The 22,050-nt window shown below is 69.4% G+C and carries 21 protein-coding genes; 2 read left to right on the forward strand and 19 right to left on the reverse strand.

Features of this window, described 5'->3' with window-relative positions:
* The first annotated feature begins 202 nt into the window (after positions 1–202).
* Positions 203–664, forward strand: coding sequence for a hypothetical protein (locus tag A3CQ_RS0114825; protein WP_157295862.1), 462 nt, complete (start codon positions 203–205; stop codon positions 662–664).
* A 339-nt stretch (positions 665–1,003) separates the two neighbouring features.
* Here the strand turns inward: A3CQ_RS0114825 and A3CQ_RS0114830 are convergent, their stop codons facing one another.
* The 18 genes from A3CQ_RS0114830 to A3CQ_RS0114915 form a co-directional block, all read right to left on the reverse strand.
* A complete protein-coding gene (locus A3CQ_RS0114830; protein ID WP_020511723.1) occupies positions 1,004–1,339 on the reverse strand; it encodes a hypothetical protein in 336 nt (111 codons plus the stop codon).
* A 687-nt stretch (positions 1,340–2,026) separates the two neighbouring features.
* Positions 2,027–2,230: a DUF4314 domain-containing protein gene (locus A3CQ_RS0114835; protein WP_020511724.1), complete on the reverse strand. Its 204-nt coding sequence runs from the start codon at positions 2,228–2,230 to the stop codon at positions 2,027–2,029.
* Between the two features lie 114 nt (positions 2,231–2,344).
* Complete coding sequence (locus A3CQ_RS0114840; protein ID WP_020511725.1) at positions 2,345–3,103, reverse strand: hypothetical protein; 759 nt, start codon at positions 3,101–3,103, stop codon at positions 2,345–2,347.
* A gap of 398 nt (positions 3,104–3,501) precedes the next feature.
* Positions 3,502–3,729 carry a hypothetical protein gene (locus A3CQ_RS0114845; RefSeq protein WP_157295864.1) on the reverse strand — a complete coding sequence of 76 codons (228 nt, stop codon included), beginning with the start codon at positions 3,727–3,729 and terminating at the stop codon, positions 3,502–3,504.
* Between the two features lie 889 nt (positions 3,730–4,618).
* Positions 4,619–5,077, reverse strand: coding sequence for a single-stranded DNA-binding protein (locus A3CQ_RS0114855; RefSeq protein WP_020511728.1), 459 nt, complete (start codon positions 5,075–5,077; stop codon positions 4,619–4,621).
* A gap of 69 nt (positions 5,078–5,146) precedes the next feature.
* Entirely contained in the window at positions 5,147–5,539 is a 393-nt protein-coding gene (locus tag A3CQ_RS52855; protein WP_020511729.1) for a single-stranded DNA-binding protein, read from the reverse strand.
* Between the two features lie 521 nt (positions 5,540–6,060).
* Positions 6,061–7,008: a bifunctional DNA primase/polymerase gene (locus tag A3CQ_RS0114865; protein WP_020511730.1), complete on the reverse strand. Its 948-nt coding sequence runs from the start codon at positions 7,006–7,008 to the stop codon at positions 6,061–6,063.
* A 501-nt stretch (positions 7,009–7,509) separates the two neighbouring features.
* Complete coding sequence (locus A3CQ_RS0114870; protein ID WP_157295866.1) at positions 7,510–8,451, reverse strand: hypothetical protein; 942 nt, start codon at positions 8,449–8,451, stop codon at positions 7,510–7,512.
* 91 nt (positions 8,452–8,542) lie between these two features.
* Entirely contained in the window at positions 8,543–10,342 is a 1,800-nt protein-coding gene (locus A3CQ_RS0114875) for a ParB/RepB/Spo0J family partition protein (protein ID WP_169516277.1), read from the reverse strand.
* A gap of 590 nt (positions 10,343–10,932) precedes the next feature.
* Positions 10,933–11,370, reverse strand: coding sequence for a DUF3085 domain-containing protein (locus A3CQ_RS0114880; protein WP_020511733.1), 438 nt, complete (start codon positions 11,368–11,370; stop codon positions 10,933–10,935).
* The gene (locus tag A3CQ_RS0114885; protein ID WP_020511734.1) at positions 11,367–12,020 is read right to left on the reverse strand and encodes a hypothetical protein; all 654 of its coding nucleotides are present in this window, start codon (positions 12,018–12,020) and stop codon (positions 11,367–11,369) included. Before A3CQ_RS0114885 ends, A3CQ_RS0114880 begins: the two co-directional genes overlap by 4 nt.
* Positions 12,021–12,154: 134 nt before the next feature.
* A complete protein-coding gene (locus tag A3CQ_RS0114890) occupies positions 12,155–13,324 on the reverse strand; it encodes a hypothetical protein (protein ID WP_020511735.1) in 1,170 nt (389 codons plus the stop codon).
* Positions 13,325–13,698: 374 nt separating this feature from the next.
* Entirely contained in the window at positions 13,699–14,685 is a 987-nt protein-coding gene (locus A3CQ_RS52865) for a DNA-processing protein DprA (RefSeq protein WP_020511736.1), read from the reverse strand.
* Positions 14,678–16,144 (reverse strand): ATP-binding protein, encoded by a 1,467-nt coding sequence (locus A3CQ_RS0114900; protein ID WP_026205712.1) that lies wholly within the window; start codon positions 16,142–16,144, stop codon positions 14,678–14,680. Before A3CQ_RS0114900 ends, A3CQ_RS52865 begins: the two co-directional genes overlap by 8 nt.
* Before the next feature lie 326 nt (positions 16,145–16,470).
* Positions 16,471–17,034, reverse strand: coding sequence for a hypothetical protein (locus tag A3CQ_RS60780; RefSeq protein ID WP_157295868.1), 564 nt, complete (start codon positions 17,032–17,034; stop codon positions 16,471–16,473).
* Entirely contained in the window at positions 17,027–17,443 is a 417-nt protein-coding gene (locus A3CQ_RS0114910; protein ID WP_157295869.1) for a hypothetical protein, read from the reverse strand. Before A3CQ_RS0114910 ends, A3CQ_RS60780 begins: the two co-directional genes overlap by 8 nt.
* A 251-nt stretch (positions 17,444–17,694) precedes the next feature.
* Positions 17,695–18,177, reverse strand: a complete 483-nt coding sequence (locus A3CQ_RS60785) for a hypothetical protein (RefSeq protein WP_157295871.1) — start codon at positions 18,175–18,177, stop codon at positions 17,695–17,697.
* Between the two features lie 12 nt (positions 18,178–18,189).
* Positions 18,190–18,339 carry a hypothetical protein gene (locus A3CQ_RS0114915; protein WP_157295873.1) on the reverse strand — a complete coding sequence of 50 codons (150 nt, stop codon included), beginning with the start codon at positions 18,337–18,339 and terminating at the stop codon, positions 18,190–18,192.
* Between the two features lie 582 nt (positions 18,340–18,921).
* Between A3CQ_RS0114915 and A3CQ_RS0114920 the strand changes: the two genes are divergently transcribed.
* On the forward strand, positions 18,922–19,899 hold the full coding sequence (locus A3CQ_RS0114920) for a hypothetical protein (RefSeq protein WP_020511741.1): 978 nt from the start codon (positions 18,922–18,924) through the stop codon (positions 19,897–19,899).
* A gap of 1,451 nt (positions 19,900–21,350) precedes the next feature.
* Here A3CQ_RS0114920 and A3CQ_RS60790 read toward each other — a convergent pair.
* Entirely contained in the window at positions 21,351–21,911 is a 561-nt protein-coding gene (locus A3CQ_RS60790) for a hypothetical protein (RefSeq protein ID WP_157295875.1), read from the reverse strand.
* Positions 21,912–22,050: the final 139 nt, after the last annotated feature.

Below are 22,050 nucleotides of genomic sequence, written 5' to 3' on the forward strand. Positions count from 1 at the left end.
CGTATGCACGCACCGCGCCCTTTGCGACATTGTGAATGCCATGTGGTGTGCTGATTTTGAGAAGGGTTTAGAGAGCTCGTGGGCGTCTTTGCTGGATAGACATGATCTGGCTAGAAATAGCAGGCAACTTGGGAAACTCTGGCTAGTTTTAGGAGGACCTTGAAGTGTGGGCATGAGGTGTGGGGAAAGCTAGCTTCGATGGATGGCTAGCAGAGCGACGAATGATGCGGTGGCGCGGCTGCGGCAGCAGCATGCGGCGGAGCAGCGGGATTTGCGGCGGCGTCAGGCTGCGCAGAAGCGGGCATTGGATGGTGTGGCGGCGGGTCAGGCGGCGGTGGAGGCGGCCGAGCGGGAGCGGGACGTGGTGACGGCTCGGCTGAATGAGGCGGTGGCGGTCGCGGTGCAGCGTCGTGATGTTGCGGTGGCGGTGCTGGCGCGGCTGAGCGCGTCGGTGCAGGATGCTGCCGTGTTGGTAGGACCGTCACTGGCGGAGGTTCGGCGGGCGGTGCAGCGCGCGCCGGACGCGGCGGTGGACGCGCAGGCCGAGCAGTTGTTGGCGGGCTCGTCGATGCAGCGACGGCGCGGGAGCCGAGCGTCGGTCGAAGCGGCCGCCGAGTCAGAACGAGGGCGCGGCGCCGCTGAGCTCGGCGAGGCAAGCGAGTAGGGCGGCCCGTGACGGCCGATGCGGCCCGGTTGTCGCGGTGGATGCGTTCCCGGGGTCGCCGGTGTTGGGCTCGGCGCGGTAGCTTTGTGGCTGACCGTCCTGCGGCGTCTTCGGATGCCGGATGCTTGGTCGACGTTTAGGCCGACGGACCTTGCTGGGTACACCCTTCGCGGGGTGTCCTCCTTCGGGAGGCCGTCGGCCTTCTTCGCGCCCGCGTCGATGTGGTGCGGCCGTGAGCGGTGGGCGCGGCAGCCCGGGGCGGCGCGCTCGATGCGCGTCGACGCGGCCGCTGCGGCGCCGAACGGCCGGGGAACCATCGGTCCCCCGGCGGCGCTGGCGCTAGAACGGAACGTCTGACTCGTCGAGTTGGTAGGCGGCGGATGCGGGTCGGGCGACGGCGAGTACGGCTTGCATGTCGCTGATGCCTTCCTTCTCCGCGTCCGCGCGCAGGGTCTCGACGAAGCCTGCTGGGGCCGTGGCGTACCCGTCGAGAATCTCGAGGACCCATTCCGGCTTGGCGATCGGCGTAGCGTCGTCGCCGAGCTCGATGCTGGGGCAGGGCCACGCGTCGCCGTCTTCGTAGATGCTGACGTAATACGAGCCGTGTCCGGGGTCCCATCCGGCGACCACTAACGCGATACCGTCCGCCAAATCGTAGAGTTGATGCGCGCTCACGGTAAACCATCCCTTTAACTGGTGCTTTTTCGACGTTATCGGGAGTTGCCGCTCCCGATAAAGAAAACTCTACCAATCAAAATGGCGTGTATCAATACACTGAAAGCCTAATAAAAGAAGATAGACGGAGCCATTGAGTGCGGCGGGCCGCGCACCTTTGCAGCTAGATGGCGCGGGGTTGGGTGTTGAGGCGCTTTTTCGGGCGGTGGGGGCGAGCTTGCTCGCCAGGTTGTGCGGTGGCTGGAGCCAAATTCGTGGCGGGGGGTTTCGGGTAAAATATCATGTGGTATGTGCATGATGTTTTACCCGCCCGCTGCGGATTTGGTGGAGGCTGCCGCACAACCTATCCTGCTGGCGCAGCCAGCGGCCGGAAAAGGGTCTCGGCAGCGCGGCCGTAGGCCGCTCCGCTTTACCGGCCCGCCAGGGCCGGCCGCAGTGAGCATGACAGGCGGTTGCCGGCGGTGCGGTGTCGCGGCAGGACCGTCTTTTCTCAGGCGCGCCATGCCGCGTTGAGATCGGCGAGCGGGTCGGGGTTGCGGAAGCCACCGCCGCAGGAGCAACTTGCGGCGATGTGGCACAGCGGTGGGTGTAGCGGAGCCACTGGCCGGGGCTGGTAGGTAGCGAGACGCGGTGATCGCCACGGCCGTCCCATGAAACGTGGTGCCGCTGTATCCGCGCCGTTGTTTCTCAGCGTGGGGGTTCGATGACGACGAAGGCGTCTTCGCCGCTGACGAGCCCAAGCTCGATGCCATTGTCCCAAAGAACGTGGATCGTGCCGAGGCTGTCGACCAGGGTGACGGTGCCGAGTGTGCCGGGGTCGAGTGTGGTGTGGGGGTCGGCGCAGTGCAGGAGCTTGACTCGGTCGCCGGCTTTCGCTTGTGGGGTTGCCATCGGTCATCTCCAGCTTCGCTCTGGATTGTGGGCGGAATGGCCTCGCCCGGGCTGTGCCCGAGCAGGGGTGTTGGCGAGGGCGCTGCCGGCGTGGTGTGCCCTTGTGCTGGTGTGTCAGTGGGGTCGGTCGTCGCGTTGTCCGCCCGTGCAGGTCGCTTCCGGCGGCAGGGCGCGCACGAGCCGGTACAGCGACGGGCCGTCGGGGTAGCGGTCGTAGAAGTCCTGCTGCGCCAGGTTGGCCGCCGCCTCGTCGTAGGGAACGTCCTGTAGCCGGCGTGCGGACGCGATGACGTGGTTGAGGAAGTAGGCCGGCCAGCTGAACATTCGCATGGCGGCGATGCGGCCGGTGTCGGCGTGCACGAGGAACGTCAGCATCCGGGTGTGGGTTCCTCGCGACATCGGCTGCAGGGCGAACGGCGTGTGGAGTCGCTGCGGGTTGAACGGGGCGTCGTTCCACGGCGAGTCGCCGTACTTGAACAGCAGGAAGCCGTTGATGCCCTGCTCGGTCCAGCCGAAGCGGGCCTTGCCGGTCTCAACGGCGGCGATCTCCCGGGGGCTGGGGTCGGTGAGGAAGATGGCCAGCCGGACCGGGACGTCCTCGTCGTCCATCCACAGATGCGGCCCCTGGGGCCAGCGGGTTCGTTCGGCGTCGAACAGGCCGCCGACTTTGTAGGTCTGGCCGGCGCTGAAGGCTGCTTCGGTTTCGGCGAGGTGTGCCGCGCAGGCGACGCCCTTGCCGTCGGCCCAGCCGCGGCTGAAGTCGGTCACCTGCCACCAGGGCTCGTCGTCGCGCAGGCGATGCGCGCCGAGGTCGCAGTGCCTGACAGTGGGTGAGGCGGCGAAGGGGCCACGAACGGTCACGACGTTGTCCATCAGTGTCTCCGGGGGTGGGTGTTGGCGATTCGGATAGACGGGGGCGCTCGCGCGGTCTCGACAGGTGGCACACGCCCGCAGAGGCCATGCGGACCGTCACGCGGACGGTCCGTTTGGCGGCTTCCTCGCGCAGTGCGGCCAGGGCGAGAGGCCACGTGATGGTGGTGAGATGCGCAGGCCGTGTTCCGCCACGTAAAGCAGCGCCGGTGACACTCGGTGGCCACCGCAGCCGACGAGCAGGCGCGCGGCGTTCGGCCCAGCACTGCGGGCCCGTGCACGGCCGCGCGTTCGAGCAACGAAGCGTCCTGCCGTGTCGTCCACGGGCTGAGCCAGATCGCAGCCGGCGCGGTGCGCCGGGTGGATGTCCGGATCAGACACCCACCCGGGCGAAGGCGCCGTCAGTGCAGCGAGAGCAGTGCGAGCAGCGGGGTCTTCTCGAGGACCATGAGAGCGGCGGTGTGCGCGGCGATCAGGCCGACGACGTGAACGAGCGAGTGAGCCAGGTGCCGGGTGAGCGGGGCCTCGCCGCCGGAGATGTGCTGAGCCGGTTCGGGCTCAGCCGTCGCGGCGCTGGTGCCGGCGGTGGAGTGCTCGTGGGAGCTGGCAGGGGTGGTGTTGGTGCTCATGGCGTGGCCTCCGACGGTGCGGACCGGTGCGGCGTTCACCGGTTCGCACCGGGGCTGCCGCGTTGACAGGGGCCACGGGGAGACCGGGCCGGCCGCGGCGGGCAAGCCTGTTTCTTGGGGTAAAAGATCTTGGAAGCGCGGCGTTCCGGTCGTGAGGGGATCTTCGGCGCTGCGCTTCCAAGATGTTTTCCCGGCTTGCCGGTTGTGGCCGGTTCGGTCATCTCTGGGAGCTGGCGAGGGCGGCGGCTCGGCGCGCCCCGCCGTGTTCGCCGTGACGACCGGCGACGGACGCGGCGGGCACTGGCGCTCCCTGCGGGCCCGGCCAACGTAACAGCCGGGGAGCGTCGGACGGGCGGCCGTGGCAGCGCGAGGTCCCGGCGATGAACGACGCCTGTCGGCCGGTGCTGCTCTCTGACCTGAGCTGCTCACGGGCGGCGGTCGGCGATCGCGCGGGTTAGCAGCGGGCTGGTTGCTCGCCGGGTTACTGGTACCAGGAGCAGGCCGGGTAGACGTGCGAGGTGCCGGGCGCGGCGTGGCAGTCGCTGCAGTTGCGGGGCACGTGCGGTACCGGGCATGCGATGGAGTGCTCGAAGTACCAGCCGGCACAGCAGGTGGCCGGCTGCTCCGTCGGCGACCAGGTGGTGTCGGTCAGCGCGCGTCCAGGCCAGCGCGCCGCGTCGGGCCCCGGCTCGGTGCCCGCTGCACTGGGGCAGGCCGATCGGCGGCTGCCCTGCATTCCGAGCCTGTCGGCATCAGGTGACGTGATCGGTGTGGTCGGCAGGGGCTGGCGGGCGGCTTGGTTGTGAGGCGACGGCAACGCATGCTCCTTCCCGTGAAACGACCCGAGGGCCGGCCCGGGTGTACCGGGGCGGCCCTCGGCCGTGTCGGGTCAGCGGTGATGGATCAGGTCCCGGTTGGTGACGACGTCGGGGTACTTGTCGGCGTGGATGTCCTCGCCGTGCGCGGTGCGCACCATGTGCCCGTCGCGCTGCCGGGGCCGCTCGGGGGTGGCTTCGAGGACGCGGACGTAGTCGGGGGTCAGGTTGAAGATCGGCTCGCCGGTGTCGTTGTCGTTGAGGATGTTGAACCGGGTGGCGCGCACCAGGACTCGCTGGCCGCGGCGGATGCCGGTCAGGGCCGGCATGAGTCGCTTGTCCCAGCAGGTGACGCGGTAGTCGGTGCGGCCGGTGGTGACCCAGCCGCGGCCGGCGTCGTGGTAGCCCTGCTCGTGCTCGATGGTGAAGCGGACGAACGGCTTGCCGTTGGCGGTGGTGTCGGACTCGGGGGCGGCGGTGACTTTGCCTTCGACGAGGCACTCGAACAACATCACGATGACGATCTCCCTCACAGGGTGGGTGGATGCTCGGCGGGCGGTGGTCCGGGGCCGCGGCATTGACGGCCCCGGACATGCGGCGGGCTAGGCGGCTTGTAGGTCGTATTGCGCGTACGAATCGGCCCTGGCGTCCTCGTCTGCCCGCGGTCGCGGCTGAACCGCCTCGACGGTGGAGGCGGTGGCTTCCAGCCGGACGCCGACGGTGTCGTCACCGCGGCGGAACGTCCGCGTCCTCAGGTCATCGCGCAGATTCACGATCACCTTCGTGCCCTTCGCGAACTGGCAGCAGCGCTCGGCGAGCTCGCCCCACGCGGTGACGTCGAGCCACAGCGTCTCGCCCTGGATCCATTCATCGTCGGGTCCCTTGGACCAGCGGTCGTGGGCCAGACGCAGGGTGCAGACGGACGTGCCGGTATTCGGTGTGTGACGCAGCTGCGGCTGGTCGCCGAGACGGCCGGAGAGGGTGTGCTGGTGCATCGGTGTGGCTCCGATCAGCTTGATGCTGGTGCGGCAGCCGCCGGGATGCGGACCGGGTGGTCCTGGCGCCCGGGGTGCCGCGCTGACGGGCCGGTCAGAGCCCACCCATGGGCCGAGGGAGGCAAGGCCCCGGGCAGGAGATCTTGGCGTCGCGCGCAGCAAGACACGGTTGCCAAGATGTTCTGTACGGGGCTTTGTGTCCCCGGCCCGGGTGGGCTGACCTTCGGGTCCTCAGCCGAGCACCTTCGGCCGCACACGGATCAGCCCCGTCCTGCGGACCGGGGGTGACGTTCATGCTCGGCATGGGCGCCGGCCACGCGCGCTACCGGTATCCCGGCCCTTCGGCAGCCTGGAGCGCGTTAACCGGCAGGACCTTCAATCGTGCTGGGGACCAGCGACTGACATCGTGTTGGACGCCAGCGAGTGACGACAGGGAGCGACGACAGGGCGCGAGTGCGTCCTGGTCCTCGCAGAGCGGGGTGCGACCCGGCTACCGCGAGATGCTCCCGCGTCCGGCAGCGTCACGACCGTGCCGGTGCCGGTGCCGGTGCCGGTCGGCGTCGGGGTTGCCGCAGGCCGGCTTCCCAGCCGGAGGCGATCGTGCGTTCGGTTTCCTCGCGCCCGAGGCCGGCTGCCATCGCGGTGTCCGCGAGGTGGCGGCGCACCGCGGCCTCATCCATCGGGCCGCGAGCGGCCAGTTGCCCGAGCCGGAACGCGGCGATGTTGAGCGCGTTGTTCCGGCCGCCTGCGGTGATGCGCCGGCCGCTCCGGACGGTCGGTCGCGGTGCGTTGCGGATCCGCTGCAGTTCGCCGTCAAGGGCGGCCTGGGTGTAGCGGTCCAGGTCAGCGATCAGGCGATCGCCGCGCGGCGCGCCCGGTGGTGGAGGCTGGACCAGCGTGCGCAGCTGCGGTGGGCAGGCCGGTAGGGCGAGATGCAGGTGCCAGGGTTGCTGGAAGGTGTAGCGGGCGCCGCTGGCGTGCCGCGACGGCGGCGCGACCACCAGGCCACCGCGGCCACGCCAGTCCACGCCCGGCAGCAAGCCGACGCGGCTGGGCAGGCCGTCCGCGGCGTACCACAGGTGCCAGCCTGCCCCGGTGCGGATCAGCGGCCCGGGTGGCCGGGCAACGTCGAGCAGGTCGAGCACCGCGTGCAGGCCGTCGTTGGTGTCGATGTCGCAGACATCGAGGACGGTTCCGGTGACCAGGCCGATGTTCGCCTGCGGCCAGCGGCGCCACCAGCCGGCAACTGCCGCGGGAGCACGGGAGGCGTCGCGCAGACCGTGATGCAGCCGCGGATGCTTGCCCGGCGACGGGCAGGCCGCGCCGTCACGGCAACTGCAGCCGCCACCGGGAGCAGGGGTGTGCAACGGCAGGACCTCAATCCCCGCCGCGGCGTACCGTGCCGCCGCCCCGGCCAACGAGCGTGCCCAGCCGGGCAGGGCCGTGCGGCGTGCCGACGAGACCACCATGTCACGTCACCTCCCGAGCCGGCCACGACGGGCTACGCCGGAACGCGTGGGGCGTGACGGTGACGTGGGCGGCGGCGAGGGTGCCGTGGCGCCGATGGTGTGCAGTCCGCTGAGCGTTTCCCGCCTCAGGACGAGCGCAAGCCACCGACGGAGCCTGCGCCGACGACGGATCACAGATGCCAGGGCTGAGTGCGATTGACGGGTACCAGATCATGACAACTCCACGGTGACGGGCCGCGTCCTCACCGGGCACGACAGTTGAGCGAAGACTCGAAAGCTCCACTGGCGGTTTTTTGCCCGCGGTCGGGAACGGTGTCGGCCAGGGCTGGCCGTGCGAGCGGCGGTGACGGTCGCGGTGCATCCGGGCGGCGCAGAACCGGAATGCCGGCCAGCGCCTCAGCTGGAGCGGACCTCCTCACAGCAGCAAAGGGGGGCGTGGTCCCGGGCGCTGGTGCGAAGCGCCCGGGACCACGCCGGCAAAGGGACAGCAGGTCGAGTCGGTCAGCCGGTGCACCGCCGGAACACGGCGATCTGGCCGTGCGGCAGGCGCACCTGGCGCACCTGATCGCAGAACAGGTCCGCGGTGAACCGGTCCAGACCGAACAGCCGTGGCGGGATGCCGGCGACGGTGAACACATCGGCCCAGCCGCGCCGCTGATACTCGGTGCGGGCGTAGGCGCGTAGATTCGCAAACAATCCGAGGTAGGCGGCGTCGAACTCGGCCCGCACGGTGGCGGCGTCGGGCTGTGAACGCGGCGCACCCTCAGCTGTCAGCCAGTCACCGACCACCCAGGCGGGCAGGTAGTGTTCGGCGGCCAGGGCTTCGATCGTGCACAGCATCGGTACCGGCAGCAGGTGGTCACCGAGGCTGTAGGCGCCGTAGCCGTAGGCGTCGAGCACCAGCACGTCGGTGCCGCCGGTGACGGCCGCCAGATGCGCGCGGGCCTGGTCCGGATCGGCCGGCAGACTGGTCCACCACGTGAGGGTGGGTTCGGCCGGGTCGGCGACCAGCACGCGGGTGTAGTCGCAGCGGATCTCGCGTCTCGCGCCGGGCTTGCGGTGCTCGCGGTCATCGCGGCGCCGCGCCAGGTCCGTGAGCGCACGACGCGACAGCTGGGTGAGCGCGCCCATCGCGTTGATCTGGTGGGCGGCCCGATAGGTCGTCAGGTCTGCTTCGGGAAGAACGATCTTGGCGTGGTAGGTGACCCAGGCGACGGGGGTGTCGTCGCTGCAGACGACGTAAGCGATGCTGTCGCCGGTCGCGGGCTTGCCGTCGCGGTAGAGGTTGTCGTGCAGCGCCTGCGCCGCTGACTCGGTCAGGGCGCCGGTCGGGATCGCCGGGATGTGGTTGTCGAGCAGGCTGTAGCCGACGAGCCGGCTGGCGTCGGCGGGGTTGAGCGTGCTGATGCGGCGCCACGCCTCGGCCATGGTGCAGCGAGCCATCGTTCGCCATCTCCTTCGTGAAATCGGCGGCCGGGTGTGGCCCTCACCGGGGGGAGTCGGCGAGGGCCACACAGGGGCGGGCCTGCGTCGATCAGGCCGCGTCCTCGAACTCGCCCAGCTCGTCGCCGTCGCCGCTGGCGCTGGCGCTGGCGCCGAATGACAGGTCAACCACTTCGGCCGGCGGCTCCACCTCCGCGTCGTCGTGGACGGCGGATGCCTGCGACGGGTCGTGCGGCGACGCGCCCTGCTCGGCGAGCTCCGTGTCGTCCTCGTTGTCTTCGTCTTTCTCGTTTTCTTCGCCGTCGTCGGGGGCCGGGTCCTGATCGGCGGCGATCGTCGCCGCGAGCTCATCGAGGACGCCCTGCTCGTCATCGGTGAGCGGATAGCCGTGGGCGGCGAGCCGGTCGTACCAGGCGATGACGGCGGCCTCGTCGGGCCGCGTCCACCGGCCGGCCAGCTGGTCGAGCAGCGTGTCGAGGTTGGCTTCCAGGCGGCAGATGAACTTCGCGACCAGGGTGCGCCGCAGCCGGTCCTCCCCGGCATCGGCGAGGACGTCCGGGTCGGAGCCGCCGAGCGCGGTGAACAGGTCGTTCAGGTCCGCCGGGCGGGTCAGCGCGGCGCCCAGGGTGACGGCACGCAGCGCCTCGACGAACAGCGTCTTGGCGGCCTTGGCCGTCCCGTACACCGACACCACGAATTCGCGGCGCACCCCGGCGGCCAGCCGCAGCCGGTCGATCCGCTCGGCGGTGAGCCGTTCTTGCTCCTGTTTGGCGGCGGCTTCTTCCTCGGACATGCCGTGATAAGCCGCCGAGAGGGCCTTGCGGCGGGTGTAGCCGTGCGCGGCCGGGTCGTCGCAGTAGACGACCGTGCGCGCCTGGGCGCCGTCCTTCTCGACGAACCCGTGGAAACCCTGTAGGGCCTTGACCGCCTCGACGTCGACCGGCTGGCCGTCCGCGTCGACCAGGCTGTCGATCGGGGTGGGACCGTCGGAGTAGTCCAGGGCACGCGGCCGCGGGGTCACGTCGACGCCGTCGAGCAGCAGCCGCGCTTTGGCCAGATCCCGCTCCCGCTGGTAGCTGCGCTTGTCCCGCAGCCGCGCCAGTACCTGCCGGAAGCTCCACTCGTCGCCGATCTTGTCGAGCAGCTTCTGCTGGTCGTCCGGGGTGTCGGCGAATTCGTCGACCGCCTGCACCATCTCGAAGGTCAGCGTGCCGGCGTTCAACGCCCGCTGGGCCGGAGCCGGCAACTGCCGGGCCCGGACCGCCGCGCGTACGTCGTCGACGTGCTGGCGACGTGCGACCGCGATCTGCTGCTCGGAGGAACCGAGGTCCAGCATCGTCTGGTAGGCCTTCGCGATCTCGACGTTTGCGAGGTCCTTGTGGTGCTCGTTGACCTCCAGCATGGTCAGGATCAGCTCGATGTCGGCTTCGTCGTCGAGGATCCAGCACGGCACCGGGTAGTAGCCGGCCTCGATCGCGGCCAGCCTGCGGCGCCGCCCGTCCACGATCTCGAATGCCTCGTGGTCGGAGCCCTCGTCAGGGACTGAGAGCACGATCAGGGGCAGTTTGACCCCGCGGCGTTGCTGGATGGACTCGATGAGCTCGGTGAGGTCGCCGATGTCCTCGCGGCTGAAGCGCGTGGACTCGCGCAGCGTGCGGGCGTCGAGGATCCCGGCCCGAAACGGCATCGGCGCCGGCTGTTCGCCGGTGTTCAGGTGGACCGGCCCGTCGACGATCTCACCCTCGACGACCTGGACTGCGACGATTCCGCCGGCGGACGCGGGCTGTGCCGGCTGCAGGTCGGTGCCCGGAACCGGCTCCGGTTCGAACAGTCCGTCCTGGTCCAGGCCCGGCTCCACGATGGTGCTGGTGTCAGTGGCGACAGTAGTCACGATGCAATGCCTCCAGCAGATAAAGGGAAGGGGTTGCGGGACCGCTGCGGGCGCTCGCCCGAGCGGTGCTGGCCTGATCCGTCCCGGGCCGGCCGATCGGCGCAGGCCCGCAAGACTCGCCCAGCCCACGGATTCGCTTCGGGATGATGGCTGGCCGGGCGGGTCTTGCGGGACCAGCCGCGGGCGGCCAGGATCAGCGGTCAGCACCCGCGCGAGCCCCGGGCTGGCCAACGCCACCACCCGTCGAATGGCGGCGACTGACAACATCAAGAACCAGAAGAAAGGAACGTATCTACATCTGTGCGGGTTGGTGCCGCCACCGGAGCCGGACTCGTTTGGAGCGGACGACGCAGCGCGGCGCTCGCGCGGTCAGGCCTTATCCGGGCCGGACGTTGCCCGGTGCGCCTCGAACGGGTTCTCGATCAAGCCGGTGAGGCGGACGCGTGATTCTCGTTGTGGCCGCCGTACGGCGAGCCCGGCGCTGACTGCTCGGCGCCCTCGAATACGTGGGCCTGCCCGTTGCGGCCGGCTGCCTGGCGCTGACCCGCACGCGCCGTGGGAGGTGCCTGCCTGGCCGTGCTATCGACGGTTCACAGCGGGGCGTCGCCGGTGGCGAGAGACAGCTCCAGGTGGGTGTGGTCCATGTCGAACACCAGCCAGGTCGCGCCCGCAGCGGCGCCGCCGGTGAGCTTGGCGTACAGGGCCGACCCGTCGGGTTGCCGTTCGACGAGTGCGAGCACCTCGACGAAGTCGTCACCGCCGATGGCCTGTCTGATGGCGTGTTTGTCGATAGCGGTGTGGTAGCCGCGGGCGTAGACGTCGGGCGGCCGGTCGGGTCCGGCACCGCTGGACCGTCCGGGTAGGCCGTTGGACATCAGGTACAGGCCGTGGTCGCCGACGAACCACAGCGCCGGCATCGCCCTGGCCCCGGTCTCGTGTTCGAGGTGCAACTGCTTGTGCCGCGGCGCGAAGATAGCGTGCTCGGCCAGCGCCAGAACGTCCATCAGCGGGAAGACGAGCCGGATCATCGCGGCGCCTCCGTCATGGTCGGGATCTCGGGCAATCCGACATCACAGCGCACGGCGCAGGTCGGGCAGTAGATGGCGTAGCCGGGACAAGGGCACATCTCGTCGAAGTCGCCGTTGTCGTACGCCTGACAGGCGTGGCAGGTGCTGATCACGCTCGCGTCGCGGCCGTACAGGTCGCTGACGCAGTGCTCGGTGCCGTCGTCGGCGTACAGGTACCGTCCGCCATCCCAGCTCCAGCGGTGCCCTACGAGGCAGGTGATCGCGATGATGCCGACGGTCTGCCAGAAGCTGTCGTCGGTGATGTCGGCGTACACCTGAGGCGTCCCGCCGCCGATGCTGACCAGAGCGAGGGCTTGCGCCGGAACGCTGGTGGTGGTGGCGAGAACGATGGTGACGGGGGCGGCCAGGCACTCGTCGTCGTGCTCGATCGAGGCGACCTCCTCGTGCAGAGCGAAGCCACGCGCGGCGCACCACAGCTGCATCCGCGCCGCGGTGTCCATCGCCGGGGTGTACTGGTCGAAGACGTCGCAGCGGGCGAAGTCGGCCAGCTGGGTGCTGTAGCTGTCGTGGCGTTCGCCGGTGCGCTGGGCGAGCCACGCGTGGGTGTCGATCAGGTAGTAGCCGTTGTGCAGGGTGACCGGATCGGCCATCACGATGCACCTCCTGTGAGGCATAGGGCTGACGAGCGAGAGCCGGCGGAACCGCCGGTGGTCTGCTGCGGTCGCGAACGAGGGGATGCCGCCGAGGTCCGGAGCCATCCCCTTCCTCCGTGGGCGGTGGCTGGTCAGGCCGCGGCTGCGGCGACGCGCAAGGCCCGGGTCGCGCTGGATTCCAGCTGGAATGCTGTGTCGGCGTCGGACGTGCTGCGGGCGAGCGAGGTGACGGCCTGCATGACGCCGCCGGCGGTCGGATCGGCGCCCTGGATGAAGTGGGCGAGGATGTCGTCCTGCTGCTGCTGGGTGTAGCGCAGCTGCTGCGCCACGATCTTGATGGTGTCCTGCGGTTTGGGCACGGCGATGCCGGCGGCGCGTTCCAGGTCGTGCACGGCGCGGGTGAGGAAGTTGACGTCGAGGTAGGCGCGGACCGCGTCGGTGGTCTGTTCGCGGATCAGGTCGAGCCAGCGGGCGATGGTGCGCTCGGACGCGGTGATGATGCCGTCGGTGTCGGTGATCCGGGCACCGACGTGGGTGCGGCCGATCTTGGCGTGGTCGATGGTCTGGCCGTTCTGGCACACCTCGACCCGCAGATACGGGGCGAGGGTGTAGCGGCCGTAGCCGGTCTCGGAGTTGGTGAGCAGGAACCCGGCGGAGATGATCGGCAGGTCGCTGCCGCGGCGCCCGTCGAACGGCGACCGATAGTTGCGCAGCAGCTGCGGCGCCATGACATGGATCTCGGGGGAGACGAACCGGACGTACATGCGCCGGTCGGTCAGGTCGCAGGAGGCGACCTGCACGCCGACGCCGGCCTGGCGGATGCCGTCGAGCGCGGCGATCAGCACGTCGAGGTGGTTCAGGCGCAGGTACCGGTCGGACAGCAACGCCCGGACGGTGCCGTGATCGGATGACGGTTGGTTACGTAGCAGCCGGACCAGGAACCGGCGGTCGTCGCGCTCGAGCCAGCCGTTGACGTTGGCATCTAGCAGCCGCAGGTTCGCGTCGGCGGGCTCGCGCAGGCCGGCCATGCGGCGCAGGTACGGCAGCGGGATGTCGAGTTTCGCGCTGATACCGGCCAGGGCGATGTCGTTGAGCCCGTAGAAGCCAGTGCCCATGTCCACACCATCGGGCGTGGGGGTGGGCACGGTCCGCGGGATGACCAGGCCGCCGTCGACGCAGCGCAGCGTGTCGGCGCTGGCGATGACATCAAAACTCTGTTCCTTTTGCCGGCGCAGCTGGTCGGTGAGCGTGCTGAGGCTCAGGTGCCGGTTGGGTGCCACGGTGAGAACGGAGGAGGTCATGACGATGTCAGCCCTTCACGGGTTGAAGGCCGCGAATGGCGGCCGATGGACACGCCTACCGGTCCGAAAGGCTGGCGCCAGTGGGCGTGTGCTGGCCCGCCGGCACGGTGAGGCCGGGTGGCCGGTGGCGGGCGCACGGCAGTGGGGCGAGAAGATCTCTGGCCGAAGGCCAAGATGTTCTCGACACGCCTTGCGCCCGCCCCGCCGGTCGGCCACAGTGCCTGGCCAGCATCGACCCGGCGCCCAGCACGCAGCCGTGATGGCCGCGTCTCGGGTTCACGAGATCCGGCGGCGGCGTCGCGACGTGAGCTGGCGTGGTACGCCATGGCGATGACGGAGTCAGGTCACGTGTGTCGGCGCTGGATCGCCGTCGCTCACCCCCGTCGCCTACGGCTTGTCGAGCTCGTCGGGGGTGTGGTGGCCGCTATCTCGGCCCGGTCGAGGGCCTCGAGGATGTGCGCGGTCTCGGTGACCAGGGTGGCCTCGGGCCGGGTGCGCAGCAGTTCGTGGCAGCCAGCCGACAGGGCCGAGGTGATCGGGCCCGGTACGACCATCGCGGGCCGGTGTAGGTCGAGGACGCGGCCCATCATGTGGATGCTGCCGCTGCGCCGTGCCGCTTCCACCAGCACCGCCCCTGACGCTACGGCGGCGACGAGCCGGTTTCGGGCGAGAAAGCGATGCCTCACCGGTTCCGTTCCGAGCGGATATTCGCTGACCAGCAGCCCGCATGCGGCGATCTGCTCGAGCAATGCGGCGTTGCCGGCCGGGTACAGCCGGTCCACACCGCAGGCCAGGACCGCCACGGTGCAGCTGTCACGGGACAGGGCAGCCCGGTGCGCGGCGGCGTCGATCCCGAAGGCGCCGCCGGCGACGATGCTCCAGCCGTGCTCAGCCAGCCCGGACGCCAGATCCGTACAGGCGTGGATGCCGTACGCGGTGGCGGCGCGGGCGCCGACGACCGCGACCGACCGCCGCGCGCAGTCGCGCAGCGACCCGGGTCCGCGCACCCACAAACACAGTGGCGCGAGCAGGCCCGGATCTATGCGGCCGTCGGCGCCGGCAACGCCCAAGTCGTCGACGCTGGCGGGCCACTCGTCATCGCCGGGGACGACGACGCGGGCACCGAACCGCTCCGCGCGGTGCAGGGCTGCGTCGGCCCGGCGGCGTGGGTCACCGCCGACAGCGAAAGCCGCACCGAGCCTGGCGCGTAGCGACTCGTCCGGGATGTCACCGGACAGCAACCGCTGCACGGTGACGACGGCACCGCCGTCGCGCACCATCTCGTGCAGGCCCAGGTTGCCCGGCTCGACCAGATGGCTCAGCGCCACCCGCGCGGCCCGGTCGTCGTGACGGTCAGTCATGAGCTTCTCCCCGGCGCAGCTGAATCGCCCGCTCGACCTCGTCGCGGCCGGGCAAGGGCAGCCCGTCGAGGTCGGCGATGGTCCACGCCAGCCGGGCGATCTGCCCGTAGCCGGTGTTGCTGATCGCGCCCTGCTCCCGCAGCCGGGCAGCCGGGGCGAGTACGGGTGGCGGCAGCCGGAACGGGCGCTGCTGGATCCGGTCGAGCGGGATGTCGGCATTGGTCGCGTAGCCCTCGGCCCGCCAGCGGTCCGCGGCCACGGCCCGGGCCGCGGCGACCCGAGCGGCGGCCGGCGCTGATGCCTCGCCGGGTTCCGCGTCGGCGGACGGGGTGTTGCCGACCGCGATCGTCATGTCAGCGCGGTCGGCGATGCCGGCAAGCCGGGCTCGGTAGGCGCGCTGCGCGACGGCGCTGCCGTGGCCGGTGCGGCAGGTCAGCATCATCTGGAAGCCGGCCGGATAGGTGTGCGCTCCGCGCGCTCGGGCGAGTTGGACGATCCCGGAGTCCAGAGGCTGGCGCAGCGCCCGCAGGATCCGCTCGTCGAACTCGGACGCGTCCTCCAGCAGCAGAACACCGCGATGTGCCAGGCTCACCGCGCCCGGCTTGCGGCCACCCAGCACCGACGCGAACGACGAGCTGCAGTGCGGGGCGAGCAGCGGCGGACGCCGGATCAGCTCCTCCACTGTCAGCCCGGCCGCGGCGTGCAGGGCACTGACCTGCAATGCCGCCGGGTCGTCGAGATCCGGCAGCAGCGACGGCAGGCAGCGCGCCGCCAGAACCGCCTCACCCGCCGGCCCCGTGAACAGCACATGGTGCCCGCCTGCCGCCGCGATCTGCAGGGCGAACCGGGTCGCTCGCCAGCCGGCGGGAAGCTGCACCAGGTCCGGCACATCGACTACGGCGGACGGCCGGCTCGGCTCGGCAGCCTCCATCAGTACCGGGTCTTCGCCGGTCGTCGCCCACCGGACGACCTGGTGCAGAGTCTCGGCCGCGACGACGCGGATGCCGGGCACCAGTCGCGCCTGCGCGGCGTTGCCGGCCGGGACGACCACCGTCGAGTAGCCGAGCTCGGCGGCGGACGCCACCAGCTTCAGCGTCTCGCGCACCGTTCGGATGGCGCCGTCTAGGCCGAGCTCGCCGAGGAACACGACCCCGTCCAGGGCCGTCGCCGGCAGGTACCCCGTCGCGGCGAGTATCGCGGCGGCCACGGCCAGATCGGCGCAGGCATGCGCCGTCGCGCCGCCGAGCGGGTTGACCGCGACCGTCACGGTCTGCGGCCGCCAGGTCAGGCCGCTGTTGATGATGCCGGCGTAGACGCGGTCGCGCAGCTCGGGCGTCGCGGCCCCGTCGGGCCCGGCGATGTCCAACCGGCCACCGCCGGCCGTCGTCTCGGCCGAGACGAGAACGAGGCGGTCGAGGATTCCTTCGGGGCACAGGCTCAGGGCGGTCACCGAGGTCATGCCGGCCACCGCCGTCCATGCGCGCGATGCGTGCTCACCGACGGCGAGAGCGTAAGAAAAATGATCATGGCTGGTCCCTTGCGTGAGATGAGGTGGCCGAAAGGGAAATGGCAGCCTGCCCATGTAGCGGCGGGCAGGCTCTCGGGCTGAGCGCCGAACGTTTCAGGGCGGCGCCGGTCGCGACGTCTCCGGCCGAACCGCTGTCAGTCAGCGGCGGAGAACACCGCTACGAAGATATGTAGGTACAAAGCCGGTCGGCGGCGTTGCGCGAGCACAGGCGCCAGCCGGCTCCGGCTCGATGGCAGGTGATCACCGGCCGAGGTTCGTCAGCATTGACAGGTGGCGCCGACGCGAGCGGGATAACGGCCGGTAGTGCCCAGGCCCGGATACATCCCTTGGTGAGGGTCGTCGGTGCGAGGTCGCCGGTTGATCACCCGGGTCGGTGCGGCCGGGGTCGCCGCGGGCCGGTGCTCGTATCGCTCCGACAGGACCTTGACGTAGTCCACGTCGGAGGAGAACGGCACGTAGAGACCGTCGCGGACGGTGCCACCGAGCCGGTCGCAGCAGGACACGCTCACCGGATACCAGCCGGTGAGCGCAACGGTGGCCAGGTGCCCGCACGTGAGTGCGAGCTCGAAGACACAGAGCCGGAACAACTGCTGCCCGGCGCCGGGTCTCGGCTCGTGCGGCGGTGGTGTGCACGGCCGGCACAGCGGACCGAGCTCGGGTTGGAACCGGCCGTCGCAACCCGGGCACACGTTCAGCCGGCAGGCCCGGCACTCCACCGCACCAGAGGTGGGCAGGTCGGCCCGGCAGAATCGGCAGACGCCGGTTCGGCAGCGATCGGTGTGCTGAGCGAGAGGATGCTGCTGGCACGGGTGCTCAACCATGGCGACGCGTCCGCACGGCCTCGCCGATGGCGGTCACCAGCGTCTGCCGCGCTGGTTGCTCCGGTGCGACGATGCGGCGCCAGCCGGCCGGGTCGCAGGACAGCCACGTCGTGTGCTCGCCGGCCGTGATCGCGACAACATCGCCGACCGACAGCGAGCGAAGGCGCAGCAGCCGGTAGGTGCAGGCAAGCAGGAAGCCGGACTCGCCACCGGGGTTCTCCCGCGCCTGCTCGAGAGCCTCCAGATCCGCGTTGAACAGGTTGAACAGCCACTCCGCGACCTGTTCCAGCTCAACGATCGCGGGCAGCTCGCGGCAATGAGAGATCACTTCCCGAAGGGTGTCGGCCGACGTGTACGGACGGAACCGGCCGCTCGTGTTGTGGTAGACGGTGATGACGTGCAAAGGCATGAATCGGCCCTCCCGTGAAGCAGGCCGCGCCGTGTGCTTTCCGAACCGGACAGCCGGCCGCGCGGCGAAGACCCCGGAGTGCGACGCAGCCCCGGGGCGCTGGCCCGATCCTGACGGCCGGCCGATCGGCGCTGGCCCGCAAGACCCACCCGCAAGAACTCTTTGTTGAGCAGCAGGCTCACGGGGTGGGGTCTTGCGGGACGAGCCGGGGTCGGCCAGGATCCGGGGCCACGCGACCCGCAGCGCCTCGCTCACCGGGTCGTGAATGCGGCCTCGAGACGGCTCGAACACTTGCCGAGATCAAAGTTTCCGGCCAGCGGTGAACAAGGCTGCACCTCGCCGTGAGCGCTGCGTGCGCCGCGCAGCCGCCTTTGTGTCCTTTGCGGCGTGTGCTCGGCCACGAGCGTGGCGGTCGCCGCGAGCGTGGCGGTCGTGGGGGCGGGTGGCCCGGCGGCGCACTGCTTGTGTGATGGCGGGGTCAATGGGTGGGTCAGCTCCTTCGGGTCAGGGATAGCGGGTGCCGGGTAGAGGCGGCCGGCGTACGCGATGACGGTCTTGCGGCGCTGTCGCGGACCGCCGACCTTGATCACGTAGTGGTGATTGCCGGGATGCCGGATCCGGGTGGCGCCGACATCGGCCAGCGCCTGCTTCAGCCAGTCCGCGGCAACTGCCCCGCGCTCGGCGGGCTCGCGCCGAGTTCGACGAGGCGAGCCACGACCCCCCCGGCCCGCCACGCTCCCTGGCCGTCAACTTCGCGGCAGCCCGCGCAGCCAGCACGGTGGCACCGGCAGCATGATCAGCGACCGGGGCGTGGCCTGCCCGGTGTAGAGCGCCGAGCAGGTTTGGTAGAGCACGCCGATGTGACCCGGCTTGACCAGGACACGGCCGCGAGACATGTGCCGCCATCGCGGTATGGGATCGGCGAAGGCGACGACGCCGCGCACGCCGAGTCCGGCGGCATGCCGCAGCGCCTGGGTGATGAACCAGCTCTCCTGGCGGAGGGTGCGGATTCGTAGGCGACGATTGTGTGCGAGCAGACCAAGTCCGCCTAATCGACCTGCACCACTTGAACCACGTGGCTTGCGCGACGGCCGGTACCGTTCGTCAGGCAGGCACGACAGAGCGCGTGCTGGGTGCCTCGAGAAGCACCGGACTTTGCGTGTCGGGTGCGGCAGAGTGCCGAAGATGCGGAACAAAGTCGCTCCAAGATTTTTTGCCGGTTCTTGGCGCTGCGCAGCCAAGAAGGTGAGGGGTACATCAGCTGACGGAGGAAGGGCGAGCGCATGGGTCATAAGGACGGGTTCACCAGCGACGAACCGGCGGGTGGTGTGGGGTGGTGGGTGCCTCAGCCAGCCGGCTCCGGCTCCAATGAGGTGGCCGCGGAACCCAGTGGCTCGGCTAACTCTGCGCAGAACAACTTTTCGGAGGGCCCGGCGCGCCGGCGAGGGTCGGAGGGCGTGTGCCGGGAATGCGCCGCCGTGGACTCGGCGGGCATCGACGGCGCCATGGCGAGCGCACTGACCGCCGCGGCGTCATATGTTGTCATCCGTGGCGCCCACCAGAACGCGAAACTGAGCGAAATCGACTTTCCGTCAGCCGTGGCCGGACCGGCAATCGAGGCGGTCGTACGGCACCTCGTGCCGCCCCAATCCAACACCGCCGTTGCCCCACGCGATAGCTCCAGTGGCGGATCAGCGCTGACGATGATCCTCGACTCCAACGTCGACTCAAACTTCGTCGTGCAGTTGCTTACGCATTGGCGCAACCTTGGGGTGGACCCGCATCGGTTAGTCCTGGTCGGCGATCCCGAGCAGCTTCCGCCCTTCGAGGAGACGGCGTTCGCGGGCGCGGCCGCGGGGTGCGCGGTACGGGCGGCCTACCACGCCAGGGACGCCCTCGTACGCGAGGAACCGTCGGCCAGCCGGTCGGCCGTGGCCGAGTTCGCAAGCCGGTGGCTCGGCCTACCGCCGACCGATGAGAACGTCGAGGCGACAGGTAACGCGCTGCTACAGGCGCCGCTGGACGGCGTGCATCCCGACGGCGACCACGCCGCGGTCCGGCGGTTGCCGACCGATGTGCGCGATCAGCGCCGGATGTGGCGGCCGCTCGGCCGGACCCGCATTCGGAGTGCTCGGGTTGCGTCGCTCGATCGGCCGGTTCGTTTGGCGGGTGGCACGCTGCTGACGCTGGCGGACACGGTCGCTGCAACCGACGAGCTCGAGGCAATGGCCTACGGGTGGGACGACATGCGCGTCGAACGGGTCCTGGAAATGTTGGGTCGCGACGAGCGGCGTGTCGCGCTGGCGCTCGCTGGGCACTACGCCGGCACGTGGGAGCAGGCTGCGGTCCTCTGCGGCTATCCGTGCGCCTTCGGGGAGCGGGTGCGGCGCAAGCTCAAGCGCAAAGGCGCCGAGCTGCACGCCAGGCAGGCCGCGGCTGCGCGACGCCTTGTCTGATTGCACGGTGGAGAAGCATCGAGGGGGCCGCAATTGTTACCCGCGTGGTGAGACAGGCCGGCGGTTGCGCTCCGAGCGGATCCCACGGTCGAGGCGCTATCGCCGCTGAAACAGGTGATCCGCGGGCGATCGGTCGGCCACCGATCCACTACGAGCCGCTCCACCCTCGAGTGGACCACAGGGGATTCTGCGGCGGCTCCCGACGATCTTCGCCCCGGAGCGATATGACGGAGAATATCCGGGTTCATCAGTGAAGGAACTTGGGGCGAAAAACCCGAATCGGCGGCTGGCCAATGACCTGAGCAGGCGATATGTGTCCGTGTTGCGTCGATATGGCCTATCGACTGCGCTAGAAGGCGGCCTGCAAATGTGCCTCAATGGGCTCCGGGGGCTGCCACAAGCGATCGACCCATTAACTGGCTGAGCTGCAGCAGACTTCACCTACTACTAGTCGTTCGCTAACTTGTGAACGACTAGTAGTCAGCGGGGCGTCATTCGCGTCATGGACCTGCTGGCGGTTCAGGGCTGGGATGAAGTGCCGACCTGGGCGGCGTGTTGCGCGGTACGCCGCGGCGCAAACAGTCCACGGGGTCAGGGGTTCGTGCGACGGAACGGAGTGACTTCATGAGTGCGAGAGAGGGCAGGGGCACAAACCCACTGCTCATCACCGCGATGTTCGGCCCCATCGCGGGAGTGCCGGCTACTCTCGCGCTGAGAGGCGGATCTTGGTACGTGGTTCTCGTAGCAGCTGTTGTGGCGTTGGTGGGCATGATCGCTCTTGGGATGACTTGTCTACGCGGCGAATGCCAACGCGCCGGACGCGAGACCGAGAATCGCCGACACAAGCCGGAGGCAGCCATCGCACGAAGCGCCAGCCAGACGGAACGCCGTCCACCGGCGCAGAGAGGCGGCCACCCAAGGGTCGGCGCCGATGTCGGCCCGAGAGAACGTGGCCGGCGATCAAATGTGCCTTCGAATACGCCTTCGAGCTGACGCGGCTGCGAACATCAGTCAATGCCATTCGATCTCGTCCCAAATTCCTAGTTTCGCCGTTGGCCGGGACAGGGTCGAGCAACGAGACTCGGGCGAGCTCCAGGCTCTGCCGGTAGGGCTCCGACAGCGGAACGGGCCGGTGAGCACCGCGGGGTGCATGGGGATACCCAGGACGAGCGCTCCGCACAGGAAGCCGTCGGCTCGGTCGATCATGCCGTAGCGCAACCGGGCCGCCAGCCACTTCCCTGTCAAGTTATCGTGTTGAGCCTCCCTCAGCCCTAGGCCGACCTCTTCTTGGCGAGGCCTGGGCGGGGGCTGTCGGCGTACTGCCTTGAGCGCTGAGCCGCGTACGCAAGGACGGAATACCCGGTTGACCCGACGTCGCGGATCGTCGACCACGCTGAGTCATCGATCGAGTCCGTCCTCCGGTCGGATCGCGGCCTGAGAGCGCGAAGTGCTCACGAATTCAGAGTCACAGATTCGTTTATAACTCGGTCCAGCGGCAACGCCTGATCCTGCGGCACTTGCCAGTACCTTTCACCACCATCAGCGTCCGGATAGAAGATTGAGGTCTGTTCGTTCAGAAATGCGAGCATGATTGCCCGATCCTCCGGGCGATCATTTGTCAATCCGAACACCCTGTTGACATCGAGAACAACCTGGAGCTGCCCGCTGCTTCTATCGAACCAGATACCCAAAGGAAGAAGGCCTCCAATCGAGTGCCTCCTAACGAACGCGGTTACCTGCTCTTGGACTCCTGTTGCATACGAGCTGTTCCCTAGGTCAACGACTCTTGGCCTGCGCAAACGAGGGTGCATCACCAGCGCGGTGGCCGCCATAGTCGATGGCGCGAATGCGGCAGTAATGACAAGTTCGTTCTCCCACGTCGAAACAACACAATCCCCGTGTGACACGATGGGCCAAGAAGCGCCGCCGCCAGCCGCCACCCATTGCTGTGGGGCGCCCACTAGCAATCCTGTCAGTTCATTAATCGCTGCATTGACGGCACCGTCTCCCACTTCCGTACCTCTCTGGATTCGTGTAACGCTAGCGCCGAGATCCTAGGCAGGGCGTGAGAGGCTGCGGGCATTACCGAAGCTTTCACTTCGAACCAAGCCGACATCTAGTAAACTCCGTCGGCAAATTCGGACATGGCTG

This window comes from Paractinoplanes globisporus DSM 43857, from assembly GCF_000379645.1.
Taxonomy (GTDB): domain Bacteria; phylum Actinomycetota; class Actinomycetes; order Mycobacteriales; family Micromonosporaceae; genus Actinoplanes; species Actinoplanes globisporus.

What these genes read in the sequence shown, in the direction of transcription:
- A3CQ_RS0114890 (WP_020511735.1), bottom strand. Translation starts at nt 13,324, where the DNA reads ATGACCTCCTCCGTTCTCACCGTGGCACCCAACCGGCACCTGAGCCTC.
- A3CQ_RS0114915 (WP_157295873.1), bottom strand. Translation starts at nt 18,339, where the DNA reads ATGTCTCGCGGCCGTGTCCTGGTCAAGCCGGGTCACATCGGCGTGCTC.
- A3CQ_RS0114910 (WP_157295869.1), bottom strand. Translation starts at nt 17,443, where the DNA reads ATGCCTTTGCACGTCATCACCGTCTACCACAACACGAGCGGCCGGTTC.
- A3CQ_RS0114840 (WP_020511725.1), bottom strand. Translation starts at nt 3,103, where the DNA reads ATGGACAACGTCGTGACCGTTCGTGGCCCCTTCGCCGCCTCACCCACT.
- A3CQ_RS0114845 (WP_157295864.1), bottom strand. Translation starts at nt 3,729, where the DNA reads ATGAGCACCAACACCACCCCTGCCAGCTCCCACGAGCACTCCACCGCC.
- A3CQ_RS52865 (WP_020511736.1), bottom strand. Translation starts at nt 14,685, where the DNA reads ATGACTGACCGTCACGACGACCGGGCCGCGCGGGTGGCGCTGAGCCAT.
- A3CQ_RS0114825 (WP_157295862.1), top strand. Translation starts at nt 203, where the DNA reads ATGGCTAGCAGAGCGACGAATGATGCGGTGGCGCGGCTGCGGCAGCAG.
- A3CQ_RS0114885 (WP_020511734.1), bottom strand. Translation starts at nt 12,020, where the DNA reads ATGGCCGATCCGGTCACCCTGCACAACGGCTACTACCTGATCGACACC.
- A3CQ_RS0114880 (WP_020511733.1), bottom strand. Translation starts at nt 11,370, where the DNA reads ATGATCCGGCTCGTCTTCCCGCTGATGGACGTTCTGGCGCTGGCCGAG.
- A3CQ_RS60780 (WP_157295868.1), bottom strand. Translation starts at nt 17,034, where the DNA reads ATGGTTGAGCACCCGTGCCAGCAGCATCCTCTCGCTCAGCACACCGAT.
- A3CQ_RS0114900 (WP_026205712.1), bottom strand. Translation starts at nt 16,144, where the DNA reads ATGACCTCGGTGACCGCCCTGAGCCTGTGCCCCGAAGGAATCCTCGAC.
- A3CQ_RS0114865 (WP_020511730.1), bottom strand. Translation starts at nt 7,008, where the DNA reads ATGGTGGTCTCGTCGGCACGCCGCACGGCCCTGCCCGGCTGGGCACGC.
- A3CQ_RS0114835 (WP_020511724.1), bottom strand. Translation starts at nt 2,230, where the DNA reads ATGGCAACCCCACAAGCGAAAGCCGGCGACCGAGTCAAGCTCCTGCAC.
- A3CQ_RS0114870 (WP_157295866.1), bottom strand. Translation starts at nt 8,451, where the DNA reads ATGGCTCGCTGCACCATGGCCGAGGCGTGGCGCCGCATCAGCACGCTC.
- A3CQ_RS52855 (WP_020511729.1), bottom strand. Translation starts at nt 5,539, where the DNA reads ATGCACCAGCACACCCTCTCCGGCCGTCTCGGCGACCAGCCGCAGCTG.